The sequence below is a fragment of the Mesorhizobium sp. M7A.F.Ce.TU.012.03.2.1 genome, assembly GCF_004006095.1.
GTDB lineage: Bacteria > Pseudomonadota > Alphaproteobacteria > Rhizobiales > Rhizobiaceae > Mesorhizobium.
In genome coordinates this window covers 578,664-602,972 of the sequence record NZ_CP034779.1, presented here as the reverse complement: position 1 = coordinate 602,972, position 24,309 = coordinate 578,664, and the positions used below count along the sequence as shown (strand labels likewise).

Below are 24,309 nucleotides of genomic sequence, written 5' to 3'. Positions count from 1 at the left end.
CGCCCACCGAATTCCCATAGTGCCCGCTGCCATCTCAGACACAGCGCTTGAGGACTATGCGTCGAGGATAGGGTTCGACACACTGTTCTGACAAAACGCTTACAGCAGCAGGTGGATAGCGGACCGTCAATCGACCGCAGATGGTTTGCTAGTGCTAACCATTCGGGGAACAGACAATAAAAGGAAGGGTTGCCCATATTTCCATCTATGGACGCATTCTATCATCGCAATGAACCGACCTTCCATACCTTGCGAGGATCCCTGAAGCATTTCTGCAGGCTAGGGTCAGGACTCATTGACCCAGAAGATGAAGGCTGCAGCGAAGGCGATCGCCGACAGGAAGGTGTGAGCACATCGGTCGTATCTGGTGTGGATGCGTGGCCAGTATTTGAGGCGTGCGAACATGTTCTCGATCCTGTGGCGTTGTCGGTACAGGACAGGATCGTAGCAGTGCTGAGCACGATGCTTGGCATGGGGTGGGATGCATGGCGTGATACCGCGCTCGACGAGCGCCTGGCGGAAGGCCGCTGAACTGTAGGCCCGATCGGCCAGCAGGGTGTTGGCGGCGGGCAAATCCTCGATCACGGCCGCAGCAGTCTTGTGATCATTGGTCTGCCCTTCGCTCAGATGCAGCAGCCGCGGACGTCCCTTGCCGTCACAGACCACTTGCAGCTTGGTGCTCAGTCCGCCTCGGCTGCGTCCGATACATCGGGATAGAGCCCCTTTTTAAGGAGGCTGGCGGCAGTGCGGTGCGCCGAGGCGCAAAGCGGTCGTGATCGGTAGGCCTCTGAAGGTAGCGTCATTGATCGACAGCACAGCTTTTTCCCGCAACTCACGTGCGGCCACCCTCGCCGGATCGGCAGCAGCGTCTCGCCAAAATCTTATTGTTCGTAGGGCCGATCGGCTTCATTCAGCGTGACATCGAAGTGGTCGGCCAGACGCTTTATATCGTCGGCCTGTTCATTGATCAGGATTCTCTCAAGCCGGTCGTTCACGCTGCGGTCTTCCGGTCGATCTCCGCGAGACCGTCGGCGGGTCAAGGATTGGAGCCGCCAGACAAACGACAATAATACTGACTTTAAATAATGCACTTTCTCCACTCCTGATATGATAAAATATTTGTTTATATCAAGAAGTCTCGTTCAGAGGGGGGCGAACATGGCCAAGTCTCGCGGGAGCATTATTGGCGCAATCATAAAGAGCTGCGTCCTTGCGATCAGTTTGTTTCTGTTGATTGGGGTTGGCTGGCTGGCGTTCCAATCTTCGCGGATGGAGCGCGATCGAACTCTTCTAGAATGGGCTTCACTGGCTGGGTCCACCGAGATGGTCGAAGGGAAATCGGTGCCCGAGGCATGGTCGGCAGGACTTTTCGTTTCGGAAGCAGGGCTGAACACTCTTTTCAAGGGGCTGGACAATGCGACTGTCGCGTTCGACCCCGAAAGCCGCCCCGACGAAGACACCGTTGTTACCGTTGGGTCCTTCCGTGTCGCCTTCGAACCCGGCTTTGCTTCAGGCGACATCACACTGATGGCGACATCAGCCAAAAGGGAATTGAATCTGGAATTCAAAGGCACGGCTGCGGCAATCTTCAATGGCATCGATAGGGACAATGATGGGAGTCCGACGGCTGTATTTTCCATCCACCTAATCGATCTCGAGCCGCAGATAAGCTGGTACTCGCTGGATTTCGGCATCAGGAGCTATGCTAGCGATCTGCTCCAAGCTGGGATCATGGCATATTTGGCCGACTCTCTGACCGTCAGGCTGCCGTTCGACGACCAATTGAAAGTCGACCTGGAGTTGGATCACAAGGAAACCGTGCCGGTTCGAGAACCGAAGGCTGAGAACTACATCGACCTGAGATTCACCATGCTTTCTTCGTCGATCGAGCAACGGCTCTCGTACGCACATCCGCTCTTCCTCGACGGTGGATTGTGGCTGTTGGCAAGCGCTGACGACAAAGGGCAGCAACTTGCACCGTCTCCAGATGTCGGAACACGTACCGCTGGGGAGGTCGAAACCGAAATCCGTCAAATGCGCGCGAAACTGGCCGCGTATGTCGTTCCTGAGGAAACTGATGTCTCTGTTTGGCTTAGAGGCGAAACCGTTGGCAACGTGTTGAAGAAGATCCAAGAACTCCCGCTCGACAAGCGGACGGTCACTGTCATTTCCACTAAATCCGCCGGACGTTTGGCAGAGGACAAATGGAGGGATGATATCCTTGGCGAGGGCGGTGCGTTTGCCGAACTTACCGGGAATAATGCAGTCAGCGGGAAAATCGAGCTGCGAGAGATCTCTTCATCCTGGACCCCCGACAAAGGACTTACCTTCAAAAGCCGGGTACACGCCGACGCCAATGCCAAAATTCATGCGCACGTGGACCCTCTCATCGGCGGTGGAGCGGGGACAACTGCCGGGATGCTAGGGAGCGCCGACCTTGAGTTTGAAGGAACCGTCAACATCGGTGTCCAGGAAGTAGAAGGCCACAAATTGCTTGTACTGTTGCCGGAATCGGCCTGCAAGGAAGCCCGGCTGCAACTCACGACTGACGGCAAACTGAAAATCGGCAGCGGCTGGACCTCGGTGCCTTCCGTCGGAGGCATCTTCAAGGGGCCGGTCGGCCTTTCAGCCATCCCACCTCAACTTGTCGCCACCGACCTCCCGATCTTGCTGTCAGGGCGCAGCAAGGACGGAAAGCCTCTCGTGGTCCCGGCCGATGGGGATCGCGTTCTTGTGACGACCAATTGGCAGAGGGCGAAGTTTATTCTGACGCCCTCGGCCGTCAAAGCCGGCAAGGAGGGATACGTCATCTCGGCTGGGTTGACCGCCGAGTATTCTGACCAGCCAGACATCCATGACAGGGCGGCCGAGGAGAAAAAACTGCGGGAGGCGTTGGTCAAAAAGAGTTCAGCAATGAAGCCTTGCCCGGGCGCGTACTCATTTGCGGTCAAGCTTGGCTCTTTGGAATTCGGCCCAAACAACGAGATCGTAAAGTTTCTCCGCAATGCATGGAGCGACATCACCAAGGGGCCCGGAAAAAACAACGAGGCGGTTAAGATCCTGAAGACTGCAACCGACGCCATGATAGCGTCAGGAGAGGCGATTGATGATGCCACCAAGGCCGCCGTGAATGAAATTAATGGGTTCGCAGCTCAAACTTTGGGACAAAACAGCGAAGCGGCAAAGGCGGTCAATGCTATCGCGAGTGCTGTTTCTCCTCCAACAGTCGGAACGAACGCCGATGGAGGTGTCACCGTAAAGACGCCCGCTGGTTCTGTCAGCACCGGTGGCGGTCACGGCGGTCTGGGCGTTACGGTCAAAACTCCCATTGGCGGCCTGAAATTCTAGACGAGACCTTCGGCGTTCAGATCGCTCACTCCTCCGGAATGGGCGATGCTACCTGCGTGTGATCGCGATTGCCCCTGGGTCACCTGGCTGCCCTTGCAGCCCGGTCGATCCTTGCGGTCCTGGACCGCCAGGGCGTCCCGGGTTGCCCCCACCACCACAGTGTGATTTTTTGCCGGCATTGCCGCCGGCAACCCCATCGCCGCCGATGCCCGGCTCGCCCCCTTGTCCCCCGAAGCCACCTGGCGAGCCAAGAGCGAGACGCACGGATCCATCAAGTCGCAATGACGCCCAAGGCGCATCCAGATCGACAATGGCCGCCAGTTGTTCGGTTGTCAGTTGAACAGCGCCGACATCTTGGCCAACAACGACCTGCAGATTGGCGCCGGCTCCCCCTTTGCCTCCAGTCCCGCCTGGGCCGCCGGGACCTCCTTGGCCACCATTACTGCCATCTAGCTCACTATTCTGATTACCACAGGCCGCATCTCCAGCGCGGTTGTCGCCGTTAATTCCGCCGCCACCTGGACCGCCTTTCCCCCCCTGCTGGGCTTTGCCGCCTGTTTGGCCATTGCCCAAAACGACGAGAAGAGCATTTCCCTCCATTTGGCCAATCGTGAGCTCGATCGGATTTGCAGGGGCGCCGATTGACCCTTCAGCACCAGGTCCTCCAACGCCGCCAACTTGGCCTGAGCGTTCACAGACTTTAACCTTCATCGAAACTACGAGCACCTTGATCACTTTGTCATGGCACCCCCATGTGTTACCTGGCGCTCCATTAGGTCCGGCAGGACCGAACCCAGCAATCGCAGGCAAATTTGAAGCCGCTGGAAACGAATGCACCACGGTATTCGCGTCCACTCTGGCTTTTTGGACCCGAACAATCATGCGCTTGCCATCAAGGTTGAACGATCCGCCCTTGAACACAAGGGTATCGTCGCTTCCGACCTCGACAACCACGGTTTGGTCGGTGACGTTAGAGAAAGCTTCTGCAAAATCTATATCCGCGGCCGGTGATGCGGTGATTTGGGCTGCCGCAAAGGCCGGAATAAGGGCCACTCTGAAGGATCGGATCATTTTCATTTCCCTCCCACCGAAATGAATTCGAGATCAATACGTTCGATCTGTGGAACCGTGCTCCATTCGTCGCGGTTCGCTACTTCGACGTGTACCTCGTAGCTGGTAAGGAGTGGCAGCATCGTGTCCTGGATCTTGGCGAGCTCCTGGGCGAATAGAATCCGCTTCTGCCAGTCGGGCTCGACATCATTTGGAAGGCGCAGCGGCCAATAGGCTGAATTCAGCGCGTTATTTCGGCGATCCCTGACGAAGTCGGTGAAAAACTCTTCACCGCCATTGCGAACAAGTTTGCCGAACCTGGGATGGCCTATGTAGAGAATGAATTCTCCGTCGGGAGCTCTTGTCTCGGCCAATTCCAGCCTTGCGATATTGATCCCAAGAAGGAAGGCATTGGTGGTGTGTTGAATGTCGCCTGGGTTGAAAGGGATCGGGACCGGCTGCGATTTTCCCTCTCGAATTGCGTCGGCGATGATCCTATTGAGATCGCGAACGAAACCTTCCATACGCGCCTGATGAGCCGGTGTACCAGGGTTATCTTTCCTACGGGCGGATACTGTAATCGGCGAGGGTATGTTCCACCGCTTTTTTTCGATCAAGGAGTCTCGCAACCCGCGGGCATCAAGCAGTAATGTTCGGTAAATAGCCTCCCGTTTTTTGGCGGCCTGCTGAAGTTCGGTTTCTGTTTCGCCGGAATCGATGAAGAACCGGGAAGCCGTCATCCCAGCCGCGCCCTCTGCATAGCTCAATAGCTCGTGTGGCATATCGGAGGCAGGTGCCCCCGCGTAACGCAGCGAACGGTTCAGTAGGATCGCTTCTTTCGCAATGCTCTCGATAAGGGACCGCCGCGCCCAATCGGCTAGCATCCTGTAGCGAGCTCGATCGTCGTCATTGACGAGTGCAAGCTGCTGCATCTCCGCAAGAATGGCATCTAGCTCAAGAATGCGGGCGCTTTCGACCTGAAGTTCTTGGGCCAAGGAAATCTGCCTGTTGAGCAGGTCGCTCTGTTCCCTAACACAATCGTTGCGCTGTAGGATGATCGTCCTGATTTCGGGATCGCTGTTTGCTGTAGCTGTCTCATCCTTCAGCTCAGCAGACGGAGGCGAGCTTTTCAGAATGGCGGCTATCGCCTTGACCTGATTGCCAAGCGAGCTCGCGCTGGCCTTCCACTGCTCGACACGCTTCTTTTCGTCTGGGGTAAGAGACCTTTTGTCGGTGACCGAACGACGCGCCAACCCAAAGTCGCCGGTTACCGAATCCCAGTCCTTGCGCAGTTGCAGCGAGACCTTCATCAGTTCTGAATGGTTTTTGACGATGTCGGCTATGTTCGTAATATGGGAGACGAAGTCGCCGTCATTGTTGCTCATTTCCATGGCAGCCGAGACCATACCAGAAGCTACCATGAGGAATGGCGCGGCTGCGGGAAAAACGACGCTGCCGACAGCAGCAATCGCGCCAACCCCCTTTGCGACGTTGTCATTGGGGCCTTTCTGCTGAATGGCAAACTCCTGCTGGGCTAGGAAAGTCTTTTGATTTTCCAACTCCTTGTCGGTTTGTCCGATGAGTCCTTCCAGCGTTTGAAGCCGCACAGAGATCTTCGCTCCTTCGGCTGCCAGTTCGTCCAATTGGCGCGCCGCAGCATCGCGTGCTCCGGCGACGTCCTGAAAACGCACGGTATCAATGCTGGCGGGATTTGCGGAAGTAATCGCAATACTGTCCCAGGTTGAGAGTAAGCCCTCGTCGAATAGGGTCTTCACTAGGCGATCAGTGCGCTCGATCGACTGCGAGAGACTAGACATCGGCGTGTCATTCTCTCGGAGGCCAAGCAGGTCCGATTGATTGGCGATGGCGTCGGAGGTGCGCTGAACGGCCGCGCTAACCAGTGGCGACTGCGTGCCACGCAAAGCGGTGAGCAACTCCCCAACTTTGCCCCTCACAAACGCCCGATTGCTTTCGCTATAGGGAGCGTTGCTCAGAAACCTCTGAAGCTTCAATGTTGAGGCCTCAGGCCATTTCGCGTTTGCCAAGCTAGTTTCGTATGCGCTCACAGCGGCATCGCCGAAGCTGATATCGGGGCGAACGCCGCCGGCATCTCCAAGCGTCATTTGTGCGATGAAATGCGCAAACTCATTGGTCGGGGCGGCGCCGGGCGTAAGACCGGTCGCAGAGAGACATCTAATGTTAATGCTGCGGCCCTCTACTCCGGTGCGGAACGCGAATGGAAGGCTTCGAGCCCTAGTAAAGTCGATGACCTCGGCGCTAATTGAGATCAACTGGCCGTTGCTAGGTGGCGAAACGAACCCTGCTAGACCATCGAACCCAAATTCAAGCCTCTGTGCAATGATCCGAAGCCTGCCATCCGCCATGCGAAGCGGCATGTTGAAGATTGCGTGACGGGCATCGATGTTTAGTTCAAAAGTTTTAGATAGATATTGGCCATTGTCGCGGAATAGTGACGGAAACGTTGCGGCGGAGAGTTCGACGATATCTCCGATGATGAAGTAGCGCTGGATGCTTTCTGTCGATCGGTCGAGTACAAATACGCGCCGATCGATGCTCCAAGCATCGATTGGTTGCGCCGCGTCCTGCCCCTCGGCGGGGGCACTCTGCATGAGCAAAGGGGCAAGTACAGCACCTGGTAGCAATTGAAGCACTTCGCGTCGGTTCAACATCCTCTCTCCTTCGGCTAACAGTCGACTGCGTCGCGGCACCTCTTGGAATTGCGCCAGTGCCGCGAAACTCCAGCCTGATCAGCGTCCCGTGATGCGGACGTCCGCGCCAGCCAGCTCGATGCGCGACTATGTCTCCCATTCAGAAATCGGCCAAATTTATTTGGTCAAGTTTCTGAGCTTGGGCAACAAGCCCGGCCATACGCGTTAATTCGGCAGCAATCTCTGTTTTAACGACGTCCGACGTTGCAGTGCTTTCGTCCCGTTTTTTGGCTCTATTCATTCTTACCAATATTCGCACGAACTGTTCGAGAGAAGCATTCATCGCTAGTTCAGCCGCGATCAATCTTGCTTCGGCTGCATCTATGAACGCCACGGTATCTTCGAGCTGCTTTCGCGCCCGCTCATCGCGCCGAACATCGCCAGTTCGAGCTTGAAGGATCTGAATTCTGATCTCCTTAGGCATGAGAAGAATAAGATGGCGCGTCGCTTGATCCAGCCCGGCAACAGCGCGCGCTTCCACCGACAGTATTGCGGCCTCTGCCTGACTGAGCGAAAGCATTGAACACGCTGCAAGAAAAACGCACTCGCGACAACTTGCTCATAACGAGCTTCCCCCTCGCTTGGGTATTTGCAGGCGAGTAAGGTACATCGAAACGGGAATATTAGACAGAGGTAAAATTCCTTAGCGTGCCGCAGGAGCCAACTTCGGCGATGCCTGCCGTTCTCAGTTGAGGGCCTGCTTGAGGCGATTCCGACCGACCCGCCGTCGCCGGTGCGCTACGCCAATCAGCTGCCCCATCCGATCGAGCGGCTGCAGTAAGATACGCGAGCTTTCTGGTGCGCCAGCTTGCCGCTGATGTCGTATCCCGGCCAGGAGCACGGTGCATGCCGTGCTCGACCGCCACGGCCTGGTCGCCCATGCCCGCAAGCGGCGGCGCCGCAAGGCTGAGGGGACCTAGCTGGCGTAGGCACTCCTGCCCAAGATCTGCGGTGCGCCGACCTCAAGGGTGAGTTCAAGCAGTGCAGCGCCGCTAATATTACCTTGACCGTCACCGGACAGGCCTGGCGCTGCCTGCTGCTTAAGTTCTTAACGGCGGCGTGCCCTATTAATGGGGGGAAAGCCTTCGGCGAGTCCCAACCCTGAATCACGACCTTGAAAGCCCTCTTCTTCGGGCACTAAAGCGATTCACTGGCCCGGGGCGCGTCGCAGCGCAACGCTTTTGGCAGAGGTCGGCCGGCACCCATGCAGTGAAGATCGCGTCCATCGATGATGTTTCGAGAGTGACAGTTGCGCCCCTCTCCACGTCCGGCCGCTCGTCGGATGGCTGAAAAGTAGCGATTGAGAGTTTGCACTTACGATTTGCCACGCATTTCGTCGATTTGATCAGCCCACCACCGCATCATTTGAACACGTTCTTCCCAATGGTCACCTCGATGGTAAGCACGCCGAACAGAGTCGGCATCCTTGTGCGCGAGTTGACGTTCAATTGCATCAATCGACCACTTGTTGCTTTCATTTAGCAATGTGCTGGCTGTGGCCCGGAATCCATGAGCGGTCGCCTCCGCCTTTGTGAACCCCATGCGGCGCAAGGCTGCGTTAAGAGCGTTGTCAGATAACGGCTTTCTACTCGATCGGGTCGAAGGGAATAGAAGAGTTCCCCATCCTGTTATCGATTGTAGGTTTTTTAGAATTTCAATCGCTTGCGTTGGCAGCGGCACCCTATGCTCACTGCGCATTTTCATTCGACCGGCAGGTACCGTCCACAGCCCAGCTGAAAAATCGAACTCCTTCCATTCCGCCTGCCTTATCTCCCCTGGGCGAGGAAACAGTAGAGCGGAAAGCTCAAGAGCCATGCGAACTTCAGGCGTGCCTTCGTAGGTGCGAATTGCTCGAAGAAGACCGCCGAAAGCTTTAGCATCGAGAAATGCTGCATGATGCTTCGTTTGTGGCCCGGCAATTGCTCCCTTCAGTGCCTGCGTGGGATCCGATACGCAAAGAGCCGACGCAATGCCGTAACGGAATACACTGCCGATAACGCCACGCATTCGTCGGGCAGTCTCCAACCGCCCGCGTTTCTCCACCAGTCGCAAAGCTACTAGTATTTCGGGCGCTGTGATCAGATTGATAGGCCGCGAGCCGAAGGTTGGACGCGCCAGGTCGAGAACCCATTCTGTTTTTACGATCGTAGCCGTAGCCCGCCCTTTGCGTTTCTGAAGAGCGACATATTCGTCTGCGACGGCGTCAAAGGTATTCGCGCGTGCCAAAGTCCCTGCAATTTTGTCAAGGCGCTTTTGGGCACTGGGATCGACGCCCTCTCTCAGGAGCCGCTTCGCATCGTCCCGTCGCTTTCGTGCCTCAGCTAACCCGACATCGGGATAAGCGCCGAAGGCAAGCGTTTTCTCTTTATTATCGAACCGGTACTTTAGACGCCAAAGCCGAGCGCCTTTTGAGGTCACCAAGAGAAATAACCCGCCGGCATCGGCAATTTTTCGATCCTTGTCGCCGGGCTTGAGTGCGCGAACGGCAACGTCTGTAAGAGCCATTTGGGGGTATCGCTTCAGTTTGCTAAGCTCAATACCCCCAACGATACCCCCATTTTTGTTGAATGCAACCGGACATCGCTGGACTCCAGCGGTCGACGCCGCCGGCTAAGTGCCAGGATTACATGTCATTTTAGGACGAAGGTGGACATCGTTGCATGAAGAAATGGTGCCGCTTGCGTGACTCGAACACGCGACCCCCGCATTACGAATGCGGTGCTCTACCAACTGAGCTAAAGCGGCCCAGGAAGCCAAGGCCTCCAGGATGCGGCGGTGATAGACGCAACCGGGCGCGAATTCAAGATGCGACTTGGCAATTCCTGCGTCGGCGTCGTGGCACCCTCGAAAGCCGGCCGCCGCCTTGTCCGCCAGTCAGTCGCCAAGGGAATGCGGCGCACGGTGCGTGTGCTCCCTGTGCGCGAAAATCGGCGAAACATGCTGATTTTGTTGCCGGAACAGCGCCGGAATGGACTTTGCACACCTCTGCGAGGCAGAATGCGCCGCTCGCCCGTTGATTGATTGGTCGCCTGCGGCTAACGATCACGGCAAGGTTGGCAAAGACAGAGGGACCCGCTTGGACGCGATCGAAAAAGCGATCCGGAACGCCTTGGAGAAAGGCAATGCCGAGGACCGCGCGTTCCGCGAGAGGGTCTATCGCTCGGCTTTTGCCGCGCTCGATCGCGCGCTCAAGGCCAATCCCGGTGTGACCGTTGAGGTCGCCATCAAGCGCCGCAAGGCAATCCAGGCGAAAATCACCGAAATCGAATCCGAGTTCCTGCCGGCGGTGCCGGATGTCGGTCCGCAGGGCGATGCACCGGCGGTCGAACTCGGAGCGGACCCGGCGCCCGCGGTCGAAACCGGCCGACAGGCATCGTCCCCCGATGTCGTCGTCGACGGACCCGTGCAATCCGCTGCCGATGCGCCGCGCTCCCGCGTTCTGCCCGTCGTTCCCGACATCATGCCGGACGCCACGCTTCCCGATGCTCCGGCCATCGACATGTCGGTTCCGGCCTCGGCCGGCGCGACGACGGAGGTGGCGCCCGACCGCGATGAACGGCGCATAAGGGGGCGTCGCCTGCCGCTGACCGCCATCTTCCTGACCGTGACACTGCTCGCCGCGGTTGGCATCGGCCTGTTCTTCGCCGTGCAGACCGGCGTGTTCAAGACATCCGCGCAACTCGACACCGCCCCGCCGCAAGCGCCGCCGACCGTCGAGGACGACGATTTCACACCGGCCGACGGCGGTCCGGCAAAACCCGGCGCCGCGGACCAGGCGCGCGACTGGATCAATGTGTTTTCGCCGGCCGATGCATCCCATGTCAGCGCGCCGTCTGACGCCAGGGCCGAGGTGATGAAGGACGATACCGGTTCGTTCCTGCGCATCCGTTCCGGCGCGTCCGGTTCGGCGATCAGCTTCGACGTCGGACAAGGCGTGCTGGAGAAACTGGCCGGCAAACATGCCGTGTTCGACATCATTGCCCGCTCCGAAGAAGGCAAGGAGACGCAGATTTCGGTCGACTGCAATTTCGGCGAACTCGGCGACTGCGGCCGCAAGCGCTATGCGGTCGGCCAGCAGCAGAACGAATATCTGTTCGATGTGCAGTTTCCGGACAAGCGTCCGGGCTCGGCCGGCACCATTGCCATCAATTCCGACTTCGACAAGCAGGGCAAGGCCGCGGACATCTACGAAATCCGCGTTTCGATCGAGCCGTAAGAGCGCTGACGGTCTAGCGGTCGAGCAGCGCTTGCAGCGTCTCGATGCGGTCGGCCTCGTTGGCCGGCTTGTCCCAGCGCAGCCGCGAAATGCGGGGAAAGCGCATGGCGACGCCGGATTTGTGCCGGGTCGAGCGGTTCAACCCTTCGAAGGCGACTTCCAGCACAAGGCCGTTGTCGCGGTCGGCCCGCACCGAGCGCACCGGCCCGAAACGCTCGATCGTGTTGTCGCGGACATATTTGTCGATCTGCTTCAGCTCCTCATCGGTGAAGCCGAAATAGGCCTTGCCGACCGGCACCAGTTCCTCTTCGCCTTCGGCACCTGTCCAGACGCCGAACGTATAGTCGGAATAGAAGCTCGAGCGTTTGCCGTGGCCGCGCTGGGCATACATCAGCACCGCGTCCACCGTGTGCGGATCGCGTTTCCATTTGAACCATGGACCTTTCGGCCTGCCGGCGACATAGGCTGAGTCCCAGCGCTTCAGCATGACGCCTTCGATGATCGGATGCGGCGGCACCCGGCGTAGTTCCTCAAGCGTTTGCCAATCCGTGAAGTCGACGAATGGCGAAAGATCGAAACGGCTCGGGTCGAGCGTTCCGACAAACGCTTCCAGCCGGCCGCGCCGCTCGCGAAACGGCAGCGCGCGCAGATCCTCGCCGCCGACCTGGAGCAGATCGTAGCAGCGCATGAAGGCCGGGTATTGCTGCTGCATCTTCGGTGTCACCGTCTTGCGATTCAGCCGTTGCTGCAGATCCGAGAAGGTTCCCGTCGCCTCTCGGGGATCGCCGACAAGCAGTTCGCCGTCCAGCGTTGCGGAAAAATGCATGGCATCGGCGAGGTCCGGAAAGGCGCCGGAAACATCGTCACCGGTGCGCGAATAGAGCCGGCGGATGCCGCCCTCGGCCACCGCCTGGACACGGATGCCGTCCCATTTCCATTCGGCGGCATAATCCGCCGGATCGAGCTTTTCGAGATCGCCGTCGCCAACCGGGTTCGACAGCATCACCGGGCGAAACAATGCCAACGCCGTGTTCCTGGGCTTTTCGGCCTTGCCTTCCAGCCACGCGAACAGCGCTGTGTAAGGCGGCGTCAACCCGTGCCAGAGTTCCTCGATCTCGGCCACGTCGACCTTGCCGAAATCGGCCAGCGCCTGTTTGGCCAGCCGCGCCGACATGCCGATGCGCAAGCCGCCGGTGACCAGCTTGATGATCGCGAAGCGCGCCGAGATGCCCGCGCTGTCGAGCAGCCCGGCCAGCACCTTCGGTCCGTCGGAGCGGCTTGCCGCCTGCAGTTTGGCCACGACTTCGCCAAGCGTCGGCTCGCGGTTCGCGATGTTCCCAGGCGTTTGCGGCCAGATCAGCGACACCGTTTCGGCGAGATCGCCGACATAATCGTGGGAATAGCCGAACAGCACCGGATCCATGCGTTCGGTGACCAGCATGCGCAGCATCGCCGGCTTGACCGCGGCGATGTGGAGATCGCCGGTGATGGCAGCCAGCGCCAGCCCGCGATCGGGATCCTCCACGGCGCGGAAATAGTCGGTCAGCAAGGTCAGCTTGCCGTTGCGCGACGGCGTCAGCACCAGGCGGTCGAGAAGCTCGGCGAAGCGGTTCATGGCTTCAATCGCCCTCGTCTTCGTAGCCGACCAGATGCAGCGGCCGGGCGGCGATGCCTTCGAGTTCGCACCAGCGCACCAGCGCTTCCTCGCGGCCATGGGTCACCCAGATTTCCTCGGCTCCGGTCTCCTTGATGGTGGCGGTCAACTCATCCCAGTCGGCATGATCGGAGATGATCAGCGGCAGCTCGACGCCGCCTTGCTTGGCGCGCTGGCGAATGCGCATCCAGCCCGACGCGAAGCACGAGATCGGATCGGGAAAACGCCGCGCCCAGCGGTCGGCGAAGGCCGATGGCGGGCCGACGACGATGGCGCCGGTAAAATCATCCTTGCCGCCGCTTTCGACGGTTGCCGGTTCGAGGGTGCCGAGATCGATGCCTTGGCTCTGGTAATATTCGCTGAGTTTGGCCAATGCGCCATGGATGTAGAGCGGCCTGTCGTAGCCGGCGTCGCGCAACAGCCGCATCACCCGTTGCGCCTTGCCCAGCGCATAGGCGCCGACCAGATGCGAGCGCTCAGGGAACTGCGCTGCCGATTTCAGCAGGCGGGCGATTTCTTCGGTGTCGGGCGGATGGCGAAACACCGGCAGGCCGAAGGTCGCTTCGGTGATGAACACATCGCACGGGATCGGCGCGAATGGCGCGCAGGTTGCGTCCCTCTGCCGCTTGTAGTCGCCGGAAGCGACGATGCGCGTGTCCTGATGCTCGACCAATATCTGCGCCGAGCCCAGCACATGGCCGGCTGGATGGAAGCTGACGCTGATGCCATTGAGTGCAATCGTCTCGCCGAGCTGTGCCGCTTGCGTCGTGCCAGCGAAATTCTCACCGTAGCGCAGGCCCATAATGTCGAGCGTTTGCCGCGTCGCCAGCACCGAGCGGTGGCCGGAACGCGCATGGTCGGAATGGCCATGCGTGATCAATGCCCGGTCGACCGGCCGGACCGGGTCGATGAAGAAATCGCCCGGCGGGCAATAGAGGCCCTCGGGCCGGGGATGAAGCAGGTCGCTGGCGCGCATGATCCCCAAGATAGGATATAATTCCGCGGCGGGAAGCCTGTTGTAAGTCACTGCTGACTCCCGCATAGAGCACCGTCGGCTCGATCCGCCGGCAGGACCCATCGCCATGAAACCGCTTCAGGCCTCGTCCGGCGACTTGAACGCCGATCGCCGTGCCGATTATGCCGAGATGCTGCACGCGGACGGGGACCATGCGGCGGCGGCGGAATTGCTGCTCGGCGCGCTGGAAATGACACCGCAATGGGCGATGGGCTGGTTTCGCCTCGGCGAGATGCAGCAGGCGGCGGGCGCGGCGGAGCTGGCCGCGCAGGCCTGGACGATGTCGCTGCAACTCGATCCATCGGATCGTCAAGGCGCTGCACTGAACCTGCAATTGATCGGCAAGGCGCCGGCGCCCGACGCGCTCCCCAGCGCCTTCGTCGAGACCTTGTTCGACCACTATGCCGAGAGCTTCGATGAGTCCCTGGTCGGCAGGCTGGGTTACCGCCTGCCTCGGATGCTCGACCAGGCCATTCGAGCGGCAAGGCCGGGACGCTTCCCGCTCGCTCTGGATCTCGGCTGCGGCACCGGCCTGATGGGGCAGAGGCTGCGGCCGATCGCAGACCGGCTGGAGGGTTATGACATTTCGGCCAAAATGCTGAGAAAGGCGCGGGCCAAGGGCGTCTACGATTTCCTCGACAAGGCCGATCTGCGGGATTTTCCCTATGCCGGTCCGAAAGCCGATCTGGTGACGGTGGCCGATGTTTTCATCTATGTCGGCGCGCTGGACGGCGTGGTGAAGACGATTGCCCGCTTGCTGGCGACGGACGGCCTGTTCGCGTTTTCCGTCGAGACGCTGGCTGGCGATGGCGATTTCGTGCTGCTGCCGTCGCGCCGCTACGCGCATGCGCAACACTATATGCGCGACGTCCTGGCCGCCAACGGGCTTTCGGTCCTGTCACTGGAGCCAACCGTCATCCGGCAGGATCGTGGGGAACACGTCAACGGGTTGGTCGTTGTGGCCGGGGCTCCGAACTCAGCCCGACAAAGGACCTGACGCCAGCCAGTTCGGCGGTGTCGGCAGCTTTTGCCGGCAGCGATAGGAATTTTTTCTTGACACCCTGCCCTCAGCTATGGTACATTTTCGCCCATGGTGCTGATTTGCGCCAGTGACCCGCCGCGCAGGCGGGTTTTTCGTTTGATGCTCCGTCAGCCACGCGCCAGCGGAGGGGCAGCCTCGCCGCTTCTTGCTGTGAAAAAGTCCGATTTGCATGCGCGACTGATATTTGCGATCTGCTCGCATCAGGGCGGGATATCAGGAGGAGCATAGCCGATGCGCTGGAACATGATGATCTTGGCCTCTTGCCTGCTGACCGCCGGCTGTGTCGGCGGCACCTCGATGTCGGAACAGCAGGATGCGAACGTCCAGTCCTCCCTGCAATACGACACCGTGCCGTGCGATCAGTTGCTGGCGCAGCGCAATGGCTTGGCGCAGCAATACAACCTTCCGGCGAAGGCCAAGCCGACATTCTCCAACCCGGCGATGGGCTTCGGCCCGTTCACGCCTGACATGCGCTCCAAGGCCAAGCGCGATACCGACAAGGCAAGCGGTGAGATCGATGCCATGAACCGGTCGATCGATCGACGCGACTGCGGCCAGCCGGACAAGCAGAAGAAGATCGCTCTGCCTGGCTAGTACCCCGCCTTGCGGTCCACCAGATTGTCCAGCTTTTCACCGCGTTCGAAGGCGTCCATCTGGCGCAGCATGATCGGCGCCAGATGCACCGGATCGGAGGTCGCTGCCGCGTGCGGCGTCACAAACACTTTTGGATGCCCCCACAGTGGACTGGTCTTCGGCAGCGGTTCGACCTCGAACACGTCGAGGCTCGCCTCCTTCAATGTGCCGTCATCCAGCGCCCGCAAAATGTCGGCATCCTTCTGCAGACGGCCGCGCCCGGCATTGATCAGCACCGAACCGCCGAGGCCGTTGCGCTTCCGCAATTCCTTCAGCACGCCGTAGTTGATAATGCCCTTGGTCTCCGGCGTCAGCGGCAAAAGCACCACCAGGATGTCGGTGGCCTTGAGGAAGGGGATCAGTCCAGCCTCGCCGGAATAGGTCGCGACTCCTTCCATGGCCTTGTCGGTGCGCGACCAGCCATTGACGGCAAAGCCGAGCGACAAAAGCACCGAGGCCGCGGCGCGGCCGAGACTGCCGAGGCCCATGATGCCGACCGAAATGTCACCGGCAGGCCTCTGCTGCGGCTCGTGCCAGATCTTCTTCGGCTGCTGCGACCGGTAGAGCAGGCCCTGGCGGTGATGATCGAGAACCCGCCAGACGACATATTCGGTCATGTACTGGGTGAGGTTGTCGGCGACGACCTTGACGATCGGCACATCGGGCAGGCCGGGATCGGCGAAGATATGATCGACGCCGGCGCCGATCGAAAAGATGGCGCGCAGATTGGGCAGCGACGACAACAGGTTCGGCTTCTGCTTCCACACCACGGCATAGGTGATCGACGGGTCGCTGGCGCCGTCGGGCTCCAGCACCACCTCGCGCTCGGCCGACAGGAGCTCGCGCCAGCGCTGCGGATGAAAGCCGGTGACGGCAAGCAGGATACGGCCTTTTTCCATTGCGGTCTTTTAGTCCCTCTCTACGCAAATCACTCGCTGACGATGCCGACCGGTGCCGTCTCGATCTTGAAGGCGGCCGAGATCAGCGCCCGAGTATAGTCGGTTTGCGGATTTTCAAAAATCTGCTGGGAAGGACCGGCTTCGACGATCCGGCCATTGCGCATGACGATGACGTCGTTGGCGAGCGCCCGGATGACTTTCAAATCATGGCTGATGAAGAGATAGGCGAGGTCGTGCTTGGCCTGCAGGCTGCGCAGCAGATCGACGACCTGCGCCTGCACGCTCATGTCGAGTGCCGATGTCGGCTCGTCCAGCATGACGAAGCGCGGGTTGAGCACCATGGCGCGTGCGATGGCAACGCGCTGGCGCTGGCCGCCGGAAAACTCGTGCGGATAGCGGTTGCGTGTCGCCGGATCGAGCCCGACCTCCTTCAGCACGGCGGCCACCTTGTCGTCGCGCTCGTCGGGCGACAGCTTCGGCTCGTGGATCTTGAGGCCTTCTTCGATGATCTCTGCGATCGACATGCGCGGGCTGAGCGAGCCGAACGGATCCTGGAAGACGATCTGCAATTCGCGCCTGAGCGGCCGCATGGCGTTGAAAGTCAGCTGGTTGATGTCGCGACCGTTGAACTGGATCGTTCCGGTCGACGAGATCATTCTTGCCAGCGCCAGGCCGAGCGTCGTCTTGCCGGAGCCGGATTCGCCGACCACGCCAAGCGTCTGGCCGGCGCGCACGGTGACATCGATGCCGTCGACCGCCTTCACATTGTCGACGGTGCGGCGGAAGAAGCCCTGCTTGATCGGGAACCAGACCTTTACGTCCTTGCCGGTCATGACAGGCTTGGCATCGGCATTGGCGGCCGGCGGCTTGCCCTTCGGCTCGGCCGCCAGCAGATGCCGCGTATAGGCATGCTGCGGATTGGCGAAGATCTCCTTGGTCGGCCCTGTCTCGACGATCTTGCCCTTGGTCATCACGCAGACACGGTCGGCGATCTTGCGCACGATGCCGAGATCATGGGTGATGAACAGCATCGACATGCCCTTGCGGCTCTTCAAGCCTGCCAGCAGTTCGAGGATCTGCGCCTGCACGGTGACGTCGAGCGCCGTCGTCGGCTCGTCGGCGATCAGAAGTTCGGGCTCGTTGGCCAGCGCCATGGCGATCATCACGCGCTGGCGCTGGCCGCCGGACAACTGGTGTGGATAGGCATCGAGGCGCTTGTGCGGATCGCGGATGCCGACCTCGTTGAGCAAGGCCAGCGTGCGCTCCTTGGCCGGGCGGTCGGCCATGCCCTGGTGCAGCTTCAGGATCTCGACGATCTGCTGCTCGATCGTGTGCAGCGGATTGAGCGAAGTCATCGGCTCCTGGAAGATCATGGTGATCTTGTTGCCGCGCACCTGCCGCAACTGCTTCTCGTTCATCGCCAGCAGGTCGGCGCCCTGGAACAGGATCTTTCCCGAGGGATGGCTGGCGCTTGGATAAGGCAACAGCTTCAGCACCGAAAGCGCCGAGACCGATTTGCCGGAACCGGATTCGCCGACCAGCGCCACCGTCTCGCCCTTGGCGATGTCGAACGAGATGTGGTCGACCGCCGTCGACTGGCCGCCGCCCTGGCTGAAGGCGACGCTGAGGTCCTGTACGCTGAGCAAGGGGGCTTCGCTCATCTGAACGTCTTGCGCGGATCGAAGGCGTCGCGCGTCGCCTCGCCGACGAAGACCAGCAGCGACAGCATTAGCGAGATGACGACGAAGCCGGAGATGCCGAGCCACGGCGCATTGAGGTTCCGCTGCGCCTGCTTGAGCAGTTCGCCGAGCGAGGCGGAGCCGGGCGGCAGGCCAAAGCCGAGGTAGTCGAGCGAGGTCAGCGTCGAGATCGAGCCTGAGAGCAGGAAGGGCATGAAGGTCAATGTCGCCACCATGGCGTTGGGCAGCAGGTGCCGGAACATGATGGTGCGGTTGGGCACGCCGAGCGCCCGGGCCGCGTTGACATATTCGAAATTGCGGGCGCGCAGGAACTCGGCCCGCACCACGCCGACCAGCGCCACCCAGGAGAACAGCAGCATCAGGCCGAGCAGGATGAAGAAGCCCGGCGGCAGGATGGCGGCGACGATGAGCAAGAGGTAGAGCACGGGGATAGCGGACCAGATTTCGATGAAACGCTGGAACAAGAGATCCGTCCAGCCGCCGAAATAGCCTTGCACGGCGCCGGCCGCGACGCCGATCAAGGCCGAGCCGGCGGTCAGGATCAGGCCGAACAGCACCGAAATGCGGAAGCCGTAGATGACACGTGCCAGCACGTCGCGCGCCTGGTCGTCGGTGCCGAGCCAATTCCAGTTGCCGACCATGCAGGCCGGGTCGGCGGCACCCTGCGGATACTGGTTGCAGCGCTTCGTGGCGTCATACTGCCAGGACGGCCTGGCCGGTGCTGCTTCCGGAATGGCGTTGTTGACGGTCTGATAGGAGTAGCGCACCGGTGGCCAGATCATCCAGCCATTGGCGTTGATCTCGTCCTGGATGACCGGGTCGCGATAATCGGTGACGGCATAGAAACCGCCGAATTTTTCCTCGGGGTAGGCGACCAGCACCGGAAACAGGATCTCGCCCTTGTAGGAGGCGATGATCGGCTTGTCGTTGGCGATGAACTCGGAAAACAGCGACAGCACGAACAGGACGAGGAAGATCCACAGCGACCAGTAGCCGCGCCGGTTGGCTTTGAAATTCTGCAGGCGCCGCTTGTTGAGCGGCGACAGAAACGGCCGCTTTATCCGCGCGGGTGCCGCGTCCACGGGGACTGTAGCCTCCGACATCAGACGTCTCTCCGCTCGAAATCGATGCGCGGATCGACCCAGGTGTAGAGCAGGTCGGACAAGAGACCGACGAACAGCCCCAGCAGCGAGAAGATATAGAGATTGGCGAACACCACCGGATAGTCGCGCTCGACCACCGACCGGAAGCCGAGCAGGCCGAGGCCATCGAGGGAGAAGATGTTCTCGATCAGCAGCGAGCCGGTGAAGAAGGCCGAGATGAAGGCGCCGGGAAAGCCGGCGATGACGATCAGCATGGCGTTGCGGAAGACGTGGCCGTAGAGCACCTGCCGTTCCGACAGACCCTTGGCCCGCGCCGTCACCACATACTGTTTGCGGATTTCTTCGAGGAACGAGTTCTTGGTCAGCAGCGTCGTGGTGGCGAAGGCCGACAGCACCAGCGCGGTCAGCGGCAAGGTCATGTGCCAGAAATAGTCGACGATCTTTCCCCACCAGGACAATTGATCCCAATTGTCCGAGGTGAGGCCGCGCAACGGAAACCAGTCCCAGAACGACCCGCCGGCAAACAGCACCATCAGCATGATGCCGAACAGGAAGCCCGGAATGGCATAGCCGACAATGACGACGCCGCTGGTCCAGACGTCGAAGGGAGTGCCGTCCTTGACTGCCTTGCGGATGCCGAGCGGGATCGAGATCAGGTAGGACAAAAGCGTGATCCACAGCCCGATCGAGATCGACACCGGCATCTTCTCCAGGATCAGGTCGAGCACCGAAATGTCGCGGAAATAGCTGTCGCCGAAATCGAAGCGGGCATAGTTCCACAGCATCATGCCGAAGCGCTCGAGCGGCGGCTTGTCGAAGCCGAACTGCTTTTCCAGCTTCTTGATGAATTCCGGATCGAGCCCCTGCGCCCCGCGATATTTCGAACTGACGTCACCGGCGACATCCAGGTTGCCCCCAGAACCCGCGTCGCCGCCACCGCCGCCGAGGCGGTCGCTGCCGCCCTGATTGGTCAGCCTGGCGATAACCTGCTCGACCGGGCCGCCGGGGGCGAACTGGATAACGGCGAAGGATATCGCCATGATGCCGAACAGGGTCGGGATCATCAACAGGATGCGGCGCAGGATATAGGCGCCCATCAGGCCTTTTGCCCCGCTTGAGCGAACATCTCAGCCTTTGCCAATTTTTGCCGCCTTGCCCTTATCGAACCACCACAGCGTCTCGACCGGAAAGCCGAAATCGGGCTTCTGTTCGACAAAGCCGAACATGTCCCAATAGGCGACGCGGTGATTCGCCAGATAGTATGTTGGAATCCAGTCCAGCCGCGCGCGCAAGACCCGGTCGAGCGCTCTGAGCGCCGTGACGAGTTCTATACGGTCTTTCGCCTTGCCGGCTGCGGCGATCAGGGCGTCGATGGCCTTGCTTTCCGTGCCCGGATAGTTGCGCTGCCCCGGGATTTTCGCCATTCGGGAATCATAGAGCATCTGCAGGCTGTCGTCGGTCGGCGTCGCCCCGATCGACCAATGCAGCAAGGCAAGATCGAAGTCGTAATTGCTGTGCCGCTGCTCATACTGCGCCGAATCGATTTGCCGGATCGATGCGTCGATCCCGATCGCCTTCATATTCTCGGACCAAGGGGTGTAGATGCGAACGATGCCGTCGTCCTCCGCCAGCATTTCGACCCGCAGCCGCTCACCCTTGTCGTTGACGACGAAACTGCCATCGCGCTTCCAGCCGGCCTGCGCAAGCAATCTCGAAGCCTCGCCCAGCAGCTTGCGGTCATGGCCCGAACCGTCGGAAAGGGGCTGCGTCACCGCTTCACCGAAAACCTCTGGCGGCAATTCGGCCCGGAACGGCTCCAGCAGGGCCAATTCCTCAGGCGAGGGCAGGCCTTCGGCCTTGTAATCCGACCGTTCGAAGTTCGATTGAGAACGCTCGTAGGAGCCGTAAAACAGCGCCCGCTTCATCCATTCGAAATCGAAGCACCTGGCGATCGCCCGCCGCACCCGCTCATCGCGGAATTGCGGACGACGCTGGTTCAGTGCGACGCTCTGCATGTCCGGCGTCTTCTCACCGGGAAATTCCCGTTTGACGACCTTGCCGTCCTTCAGCGCCGGAAAGTCGTATCCGGTCGCCCATACCCGCGAGGTGAATTCCTCGCGGAAATGCGTGTCGCCTTTCTTGAAGGCTTCGAACGCCGCCTGCCGGTCAAGATAGAAGTCGATGCGGATGCGGTCGAAATTGTAGAGGCCGCGGTTCACTGGCAGATCGCGGCCCCAATAGTCGGCCACGCGGTCATATTCGACAGTCTGTCCGGCCGCCACGCGTCCAATCTTGTAGGGACCCGAGCCAAGCGGCGGTGTCATGGTCGAGGCATCGAAATCATTGGCCGTGTAAAAGGCCTTGGAGACGATCGGCATCCCCACGATCGCCAGGATGTTTTGCGCTGACTGTTCGCCGTTGAAAGTGAGGTTGACGGTGGCGGGATCGACCGCAACCGCGTCGGTCATGTACCGCAACGCCTGGGAAAGGTTCGGATGGCCCTTGTCCTTATAAAGCTTCAGCGCGAAGACAACGTCGTCCGCGGTCAGCGGCGAGCCGTCATGAAAACGCGCTTGCGGTCGCAGGGCGAAGCGGAAACCGTTGCGGTCTGGCGACAGGGTAACGGTTTCGGCGAGCAGGCCGTAGGCCGCATCCGGCTCATCGAGCGCGCTTGTCATCAGGGAATCGAAACAGAGTTCGGCGCGCGGCGGAGCCTCTCCCTTCAACACCAGGAAATTCAGGGTGTTGAAGGTCAGGAAGCTCTGATTGAGGGTCGAGTTCGGCGGCGCGAAATTCATCTGGCCGCCCTTTCGGGCGTCAGGATTGACGTAGTCGAAATGCGCGAAATCGGGTTTGTATTTGAGGTCGCCGAAGGCCGACAGGCCGTGCAGCTTGGTGCCGGTCGCAGTGTCGGCGAAGGCCTTGCCGGGCAGCAAGGCGGCGGCTGCCGCGGCACTGCCCAGGGCCAGGAAGTCGCGGCGGGGAAGGGCCGCCATCAATTGCCACCCTTGTACTTGGCCGCCAGCGCCTTCTCCTTGTCCGGGTCGATCCACCAGGAATCGATGTCGGCTCCGGCATAGGCAGGCTGCTTGTCGGGGAATTTGAACTTGTCCCAATAGGCCAGCCACACCGCCGACCGGTAATATTGGGGAACCACGTAGAAGTTCCACAGCAGGATGCGGTCGAGCGCATGGGTGGCGGCGACGAGATCGTCGCGATCGGTCGCGAAGATAATGCGATCGACCAGCGCGTCGACGGTCGGGTCCTTGATGCCCATCAGATTGCGCGAACCGGGCGAGTCGGCAGCTTTCGAGCTCCAGAAGTCGCGCTGCTCGTTGCCCGGCGATTCCGACTGCTGCAGCATCCCGGTAACGACATCGAAATCGAAATTGTTGACGCGGTTGATGTACTGCGTCTGGTCGATGATGCGCAAAGTGGCGTCGACGCCGATCTTGCGCAGATTGGCGATGTAGGGGCTGGCGATGACCTGGTCGGTGTCGTTCCAGCCGAGGATTTCAAACTTGAACGGCGCGCCGGTCTTGGCATTGACCATCTTGCCGCCCTTGATCACCCAGCCCGCCTTGGCGAAGAGATCGACCGCCTGTTTCAGGTACTTCCGTTCCGCCTGCGGTGAATCATAAACCGGCAGCTTGAATTCCTGGGTGAAAAGTTCGGGCGGCAGCTTGTCTCGGTATTTTTCCAGGATTTCCAGTTCCTTGCCCTGCGGCAACCCGTTCGAGGCCAGTTCGGTGCCTTGGAAATAGCTCGACGTGCGGGTGTTGAAGCCGAAGAACAGTGTGCGGTTCATGCTCTCGAAATCGAACGGAATGGTCAGCGCTTCACGCACCAGCCGGTCCTGGAACAGCGGCCGCCGCTGGTTGAGGACGAAGCCCTGCATCGGTTCCGGCGCCTGGGTCTGGAAATCCTTCTTGATGACATCGCCGGCTTGGAATGCCGGGAAATTGTAAGCCGTCGCCCATTTGCGCGAACTGTATTCGCGGTTGATGTCTTCCAGCCCACCCTTGGTGAAGGCGAGCCAGGCAGCGTTGTCGTCCAGGATATAGGTGTAGCGTCGGGTGTCGAAATTCTCACGGCCGATCTTCACCGGCAGCTTGGCCGCCCAATAGTCCGGCACACGCTGCCAGATGATTTCCGAACCCGGCTTGAAGCTGGCGATCTTGTAGGCGGCCGAACCGAGCGGAATTTCCAGCGTCGGCTTGGTTACGTCTCGCTTCTTGCCGTTGGCATCGGTGCCTTCCCACCAATGTTTCGGCAGCACGGCAAGGTCGCCGATGATCTTGGGCAGTTCGCGATTGCCCTTCTGGTTGAAATGGAACTCCACCTCGCGATCCGAAATCGCCACCGCATCGGTGACATTTTCAAAATAGCGGCTGTATTGCGGGCTGTTGGCCTTGAGCACATGAAACGACCAGATCACGTCATCGACGGTGATCGGCTGGCCGTCATGCCATTTGGCGCGCGGATCGAGCCGGTAGGTCGCGGAGGAATAATCATCAGGATATTTGTAGGCATCGGCGATCAGCGGATGGCTGGTGCTGCCTTCGTCGGTCGCCTGCTCCATGAGCGTGTCGTAGAGCAGGCCGCCGCCGAACCCGACCAGGCCCGCGGCCGGTGATCCCTGGACGATGTAGGGGTTGAAGCTGTCGAATGTGCCTGGCACCACCGAATTCAGCGTGCCGCCCTTGGGCGCGTTCGGGTTGACGTAGTCGTAGTGCTGGAAATTGGCGCCGTATTTGGATTCGCCGATCAGCGATGAGGTGGTGCGCCATTCGTCGGCGCGGGCAGCCTGCAAGCCCGCCGCCAGAAGGGCTGCCGCCAGCAACGACTTGAGAAGCGTTCGGCCAACCGTCATGCACTATCCTCTTCGCAATGCCCGTTCATGGCAATCTAGATGATTTG

17 protein-coding genes and 1 tRNA gene are annotated in these 24,309 nt (G+C 60.2%); 4 read left to right on the top strand and 14 right to left on the bottom strand.

Going from position 1 to position 24,309, the window contains the following annotated elements; translation table 11 throughout:
• Nucleotides 1-285: 285 nt before the first annotated feature.
• Nucleotides 286-705, bottom strand: a complete 420-nt coding sequence (locus tag EJ079_RS02845; RefSeq protein WP_127808000.1) for an IS5 family transposase — start codon at nt 703-705, stop codon at nt 286-288.
• A 453-nt stretch (nt 706-1,158) separates the two neighbouring features.
• Between EJ079_RS02845 and EJ079_RS02840 the strand changes: the two genes are divergently transcribed.
• The gene (locus tag EJ079_RS02840) at nt 1,159-3,348 is read left to right on the top strand and encodes a hypothetical protein (RefSeq protein ID WP_127807999.1); all 2,190 of its coding nucleotides are present in this window, start codon (nt 1,159-1,161) and stop codon (nt 3,346-3,348) included.
• A gap of 48 nt (nt 3,349-3,396) precedes the next feature.
• Here the strand turns inward: EJ079_RS02840 and EJ079_RS02835 are convergent, their stop codons facing one another.
• The 5 genes from EJ079_RS02835 to EJ079_RS02810 all read right to left on the bottom strand — a co-directional run bounded on the left by EJ079_RS02835 (nt 3,397) and on the right by EJ079_RS02810 (nt 9,872).
• Nucleotides 3,397-4,419, bottom strand: a complete 1,023-nt coding sequence (locus EJ079_RS02835) for a hypothetical protein (protein WP_127807998.1) — start codon at nt 4,417-4,419, stop codon at nt 3,397-3,399.
• Nucleotides 4,420-4,421: 2 nt separating this feature from the next.
• Nucleotides 4,422-7,088: a hypothetical protein gene (locus tag EJ079_RS02830; protein ID WP_164873716.1), complete on the bottom strand. Its 2,667-nt coding sequence runs from the start codon at nt 7,086-7,088 to the stop codon at nt 4,422-4,424.
• 139 nt (nt 7,089-7,227) lie between these two features.
• Nucleotides 7,228-7,647, bottom strand: coding sequence for a hypothetical protein (locus tag EJ079_RS02825; protein WP_127807996.1), 420 nt, complete (start codon nt 7,645-7,647; stop codon nt 7,228-7,230).
• A 794-nt stretch (nt 7,648-8,441) separates the two neighbouring features.
• Entirely contained in the window at nt 8,442-9,632 is a 1,191-nt protein-coding gene (locus EJ079_RS02815) for an integrase arm-type DNA-binding domain-containing protein (protein WP_127807995.1), read from the bottom strand.
• 164 nt (nt 9,633-9,796) lie between these two features.
• Nucleotides 9,797-9,872, bottom strand: a tRNA-Thr gene (locus EJ079_RS02810).
• 331 nt (nt 9,873-10,203) lie between these two features.
• Here EJ079_RS02810 and EJ079_RS02805 point away from each other — a divergent pair.
• Nucleotides 10,204-11,343: a hypothetical protein gene (locus tag EJ079_RS02805; protein WP_164873715.1), complete on the top strand. Its 1,140-nt coding sequence runs from the start codon at nt 10,204-10,206 to the stop codon at nt 11,341-11,343.
• Between the two features lie 13 nt (nt 11,344-11,356).
• Here EJ079_RS02805 and EJ079_RS02800 read toward each other — a convergent pair whose 3' ends face one another.
• Both EJ079_RS02800 and EJ079_RS02795 read right to left on the bottom strand, forming a co-directional pair.
• On the bottom strand, nt 11,357-12,958 hold the full coding sequence (locus EJ079_RS02800) for a cisplatin damage response ATP-dependent DNA ligase (protein ID WP_127807993.1): 1,602 nt from the start codon (nt 12,956-12,958) through the stop codon (nt 11,357-11,359).
• Between the two features lie 4 nt (nt 12,959-12,962).
• Entirely contained in the window at nt 12,963-13,973 is a 1,011-nt protein-coding gene (locus tag EJ079_RS02795; protein ID WP_127807992.1) for a ligase-associated DNA damage response exonuclease, read from the bottom strand.
• A gap of 106 nt (nt 13,974-14,079) precedes the next feature.
• Here EJ079_RS02795 and EJ079_RS02790 point away from each other — a divergent pair, with 106 nt between their 5' ends.
• On the top strand, nt 14,080-15,009 hold the full coding sequence (locus tag EJ079_RS02790; protein ID WP_127807991.1) for a methyltransferase domain-containing protein: 930 nt from the start codon (nt 14,080-14,082) through the stop codon (nt 15,007-15,009).
• A 276-nt stretch (nt 15,010-15,285) separates the two neighbouring features.
• Nucleotides 15,286-15,648, top strand: a complete 363-nt coding sequence (locus tag EJ079_RS02785) for a hypothetical protein (RefSeq protein WP_127271228.1) — start codon at nt 15,286-15,288, stop codon at nt 15,646-15,648.
• On the opposite strand, the gene EJ079_RS02780 is transcribed toward EJ079_RS02785, so the two are convergent.
• Genes EJ079_RS02780 through EJ079_RS02755 form a run of 6 tightly spaced genes read right to left on the bottom strand, consistent with a single transcriptional unit; the run spans nt 15,645 to nt 24,262 of the window.
• Nucleotides 15,645-16,586, bottom strand: coding sequence for a glyoxylate/hydroxypyruvate reductase A (locus EJ079_RS02780; protein WP_127321001.1), 942 nt, complete (start codon nt 16,584-16,586; stop codon nt 15,645-15,647). The two genes, EJ079_RS02785 and EJ079_RS02780, sit on opposite strands and share 4 nt — an antisense overlap.
• Before the next feature lie 29 nt (nt 16,587-16,615).
• On the bottom strand, nt 16,616-18,247 hold the full coding sequence (locus tag EJ079_RS02775; RefSeq protein WP_127807990.1) for an ABC transporter ATP-binding protein: 1,632 nt from the start codon (nt 18,245-18,247) through the stop codon (nt 16,616-16,618).
• Entirely contained in the window at nt 18,244-19,389 is a 1,146-nt protein-coding gene (locus tag EJ079_RS02770; RefSeq protein ID WP_127807989.1) for an ABC transporter permease, read from the bottom strand. Before EJ079_RS02770 ends, EJ079_RS02775 begins: the two co-directional genes overlap by 4 nt.
• On the bottom strand, nt 19,389-20,486 hold the full coding sequence (locus EJ079_RS02765) for a microcin C ABC transporter permease YejB (protein ID WP_127807988.1): 1,098 nt from the start codon (nt 20,484-20,486) through the stop codon (nt 19,389-19,391). The genes EJ079_RS02770 and EJ079_RS02765 overlap by 1 nt, the downstream gene beginning before the upstream one ends.
• A gap of 30 nt (nt 20,487-20,516) precedes the next feature.
• Nucleotides 20,517-22,385 carry an extracellular solute-binding protein gene (locus EJ079_RS02760; RefSeq protein ID WP_127807987.1) on the bottom strand — a complete coding sequence of 623 codons (1,869 nt, stop codon included), beginning with the start codon at nt 22,383-22,385 and terminating at the stop codon, nt 20,517-20,519.
• The gene (locus EJ079_RS02755) at nt 22,385-24,262 is read right to left on the bottom strand and encodes an extracellular solute-binding protein (RefSeq protein WP_127807986.1); all 1,878 of its coding nucleotides are present in this window, start codon (nt 24,260-24,262) and stop codon (nt 22,385-22,387) included. The genes EJ079_RS02760 and EJ079_RS02755 overlap by 1 nt, the downstream gene beginning before the upstream one ends.
• Between the last annotated feature and the right edge of the window lie 47 nt (nt 24,263-24,309).

Coding starts and splice junctions, on each gene's coding strand:
- EJ079_RS02840 (WP_127807999.1), top strand. CDS start 1,159: ATGGCCAAGTCTCGCGGGAGCATTATTGGCGCAATCATAAAGAGCTGC.
- EJ079_RS02835 (WP_127807998.1), bottom strand. CDS start 4,419: ATGATCCGATCCTTCAGAGTGGCCCTTATTCCGGCCTTTGCGGCAGCC.
- EJ079_RS02830 (WP_164873716.1), bottom strand. CDS start 7,088: ATGTTGAACCGACGCGAAGTGCTTCAATTGCTACCAGGTGCTGTACTT.
- EJ079_RS02825 (WP_127807996.1), bottom strand. CDS start 7,647: ATGCTTTCGCTCAGTCAGGCAGAGGCCGCAATACTGTCGGTGGAAGCG.
- EJ079_RS02815 (WP_127807995.1), bottom strand. CDS start 9,632: ATGGCTCTTACAGACGTTGCCGTTCGCGCACTCAAGCCCGGCGACAAG.
- EJ079_RS02800 (WP_127807993.1), bottom strand. CDS start 12,958: ATGAACCGCTTCGCCGAGCTTCTCGACCGCCTGGTGCTGACGCCGTCG.
- EJ079_RS02795 (WP_127807992.1), bottom strand. CDS start 13,973: ATGCGCGCCAGCGACCTGCTTCATCCCCGGCCCGAGGGCCTCTATTGC.
- EJ079_RS02790 (WP_127807991.1), top strand. CDS start 14,080: ATGAAACCGCTTCAGGCCTCGTCCGGCGACTTGAACGCCGATCGCCGT.
- EJ079_RS02785 (WP_127271228.1), top strand. CDS start 15,286: ATGCGCTGGAACATGATGATCTTGGCCTCTTGCCTGCTGACCGCCGGC.
- EJ079_RS02780 (WP_127321001.1), bottom strand. CDS start 16,586: ATGGAAAAAGGCCGTATCCTGCTTGCCGTCACCGGCTTTCATCCGCAG.
- EJ079_RS02775 (WP_127807990.1), bottom strand. CDS start 18,247: ATGAGCGAAGCCCCCTTGCTCAGCGTACAGGACCTCAGCGTCGCCTTC.
- EJ079_RS02770 (WP_127807989.1), bottom strand. CDS start 19,389: ATGTCGGAGGCTACAGTCCCCGTGGACGCGGCACCCGCGCGGATAAAG.
- EJ079_RS02765 (WP_127807988.1), bottom strand. CDS start 20,486: ATGGGCGCCTATATCCTGCGCCGCATCCTGTTGATGATCCCGACCCTG.
- EJ079_RS02760 (WP_127807987.1), bottom strand. CDS start 22,385: ATGGCGGCCCTTCCCCGCCGCGACTTCCTGGCCCTGGGCAGTGCCGCG.
- EJ079_RS02755 (WP_127807986.1), bottom strand. CDS start 24,262: ATGACGGTTGGCCGAACGCTTCTCAAGTCGTTGCTGGCGGCAGCCCTT.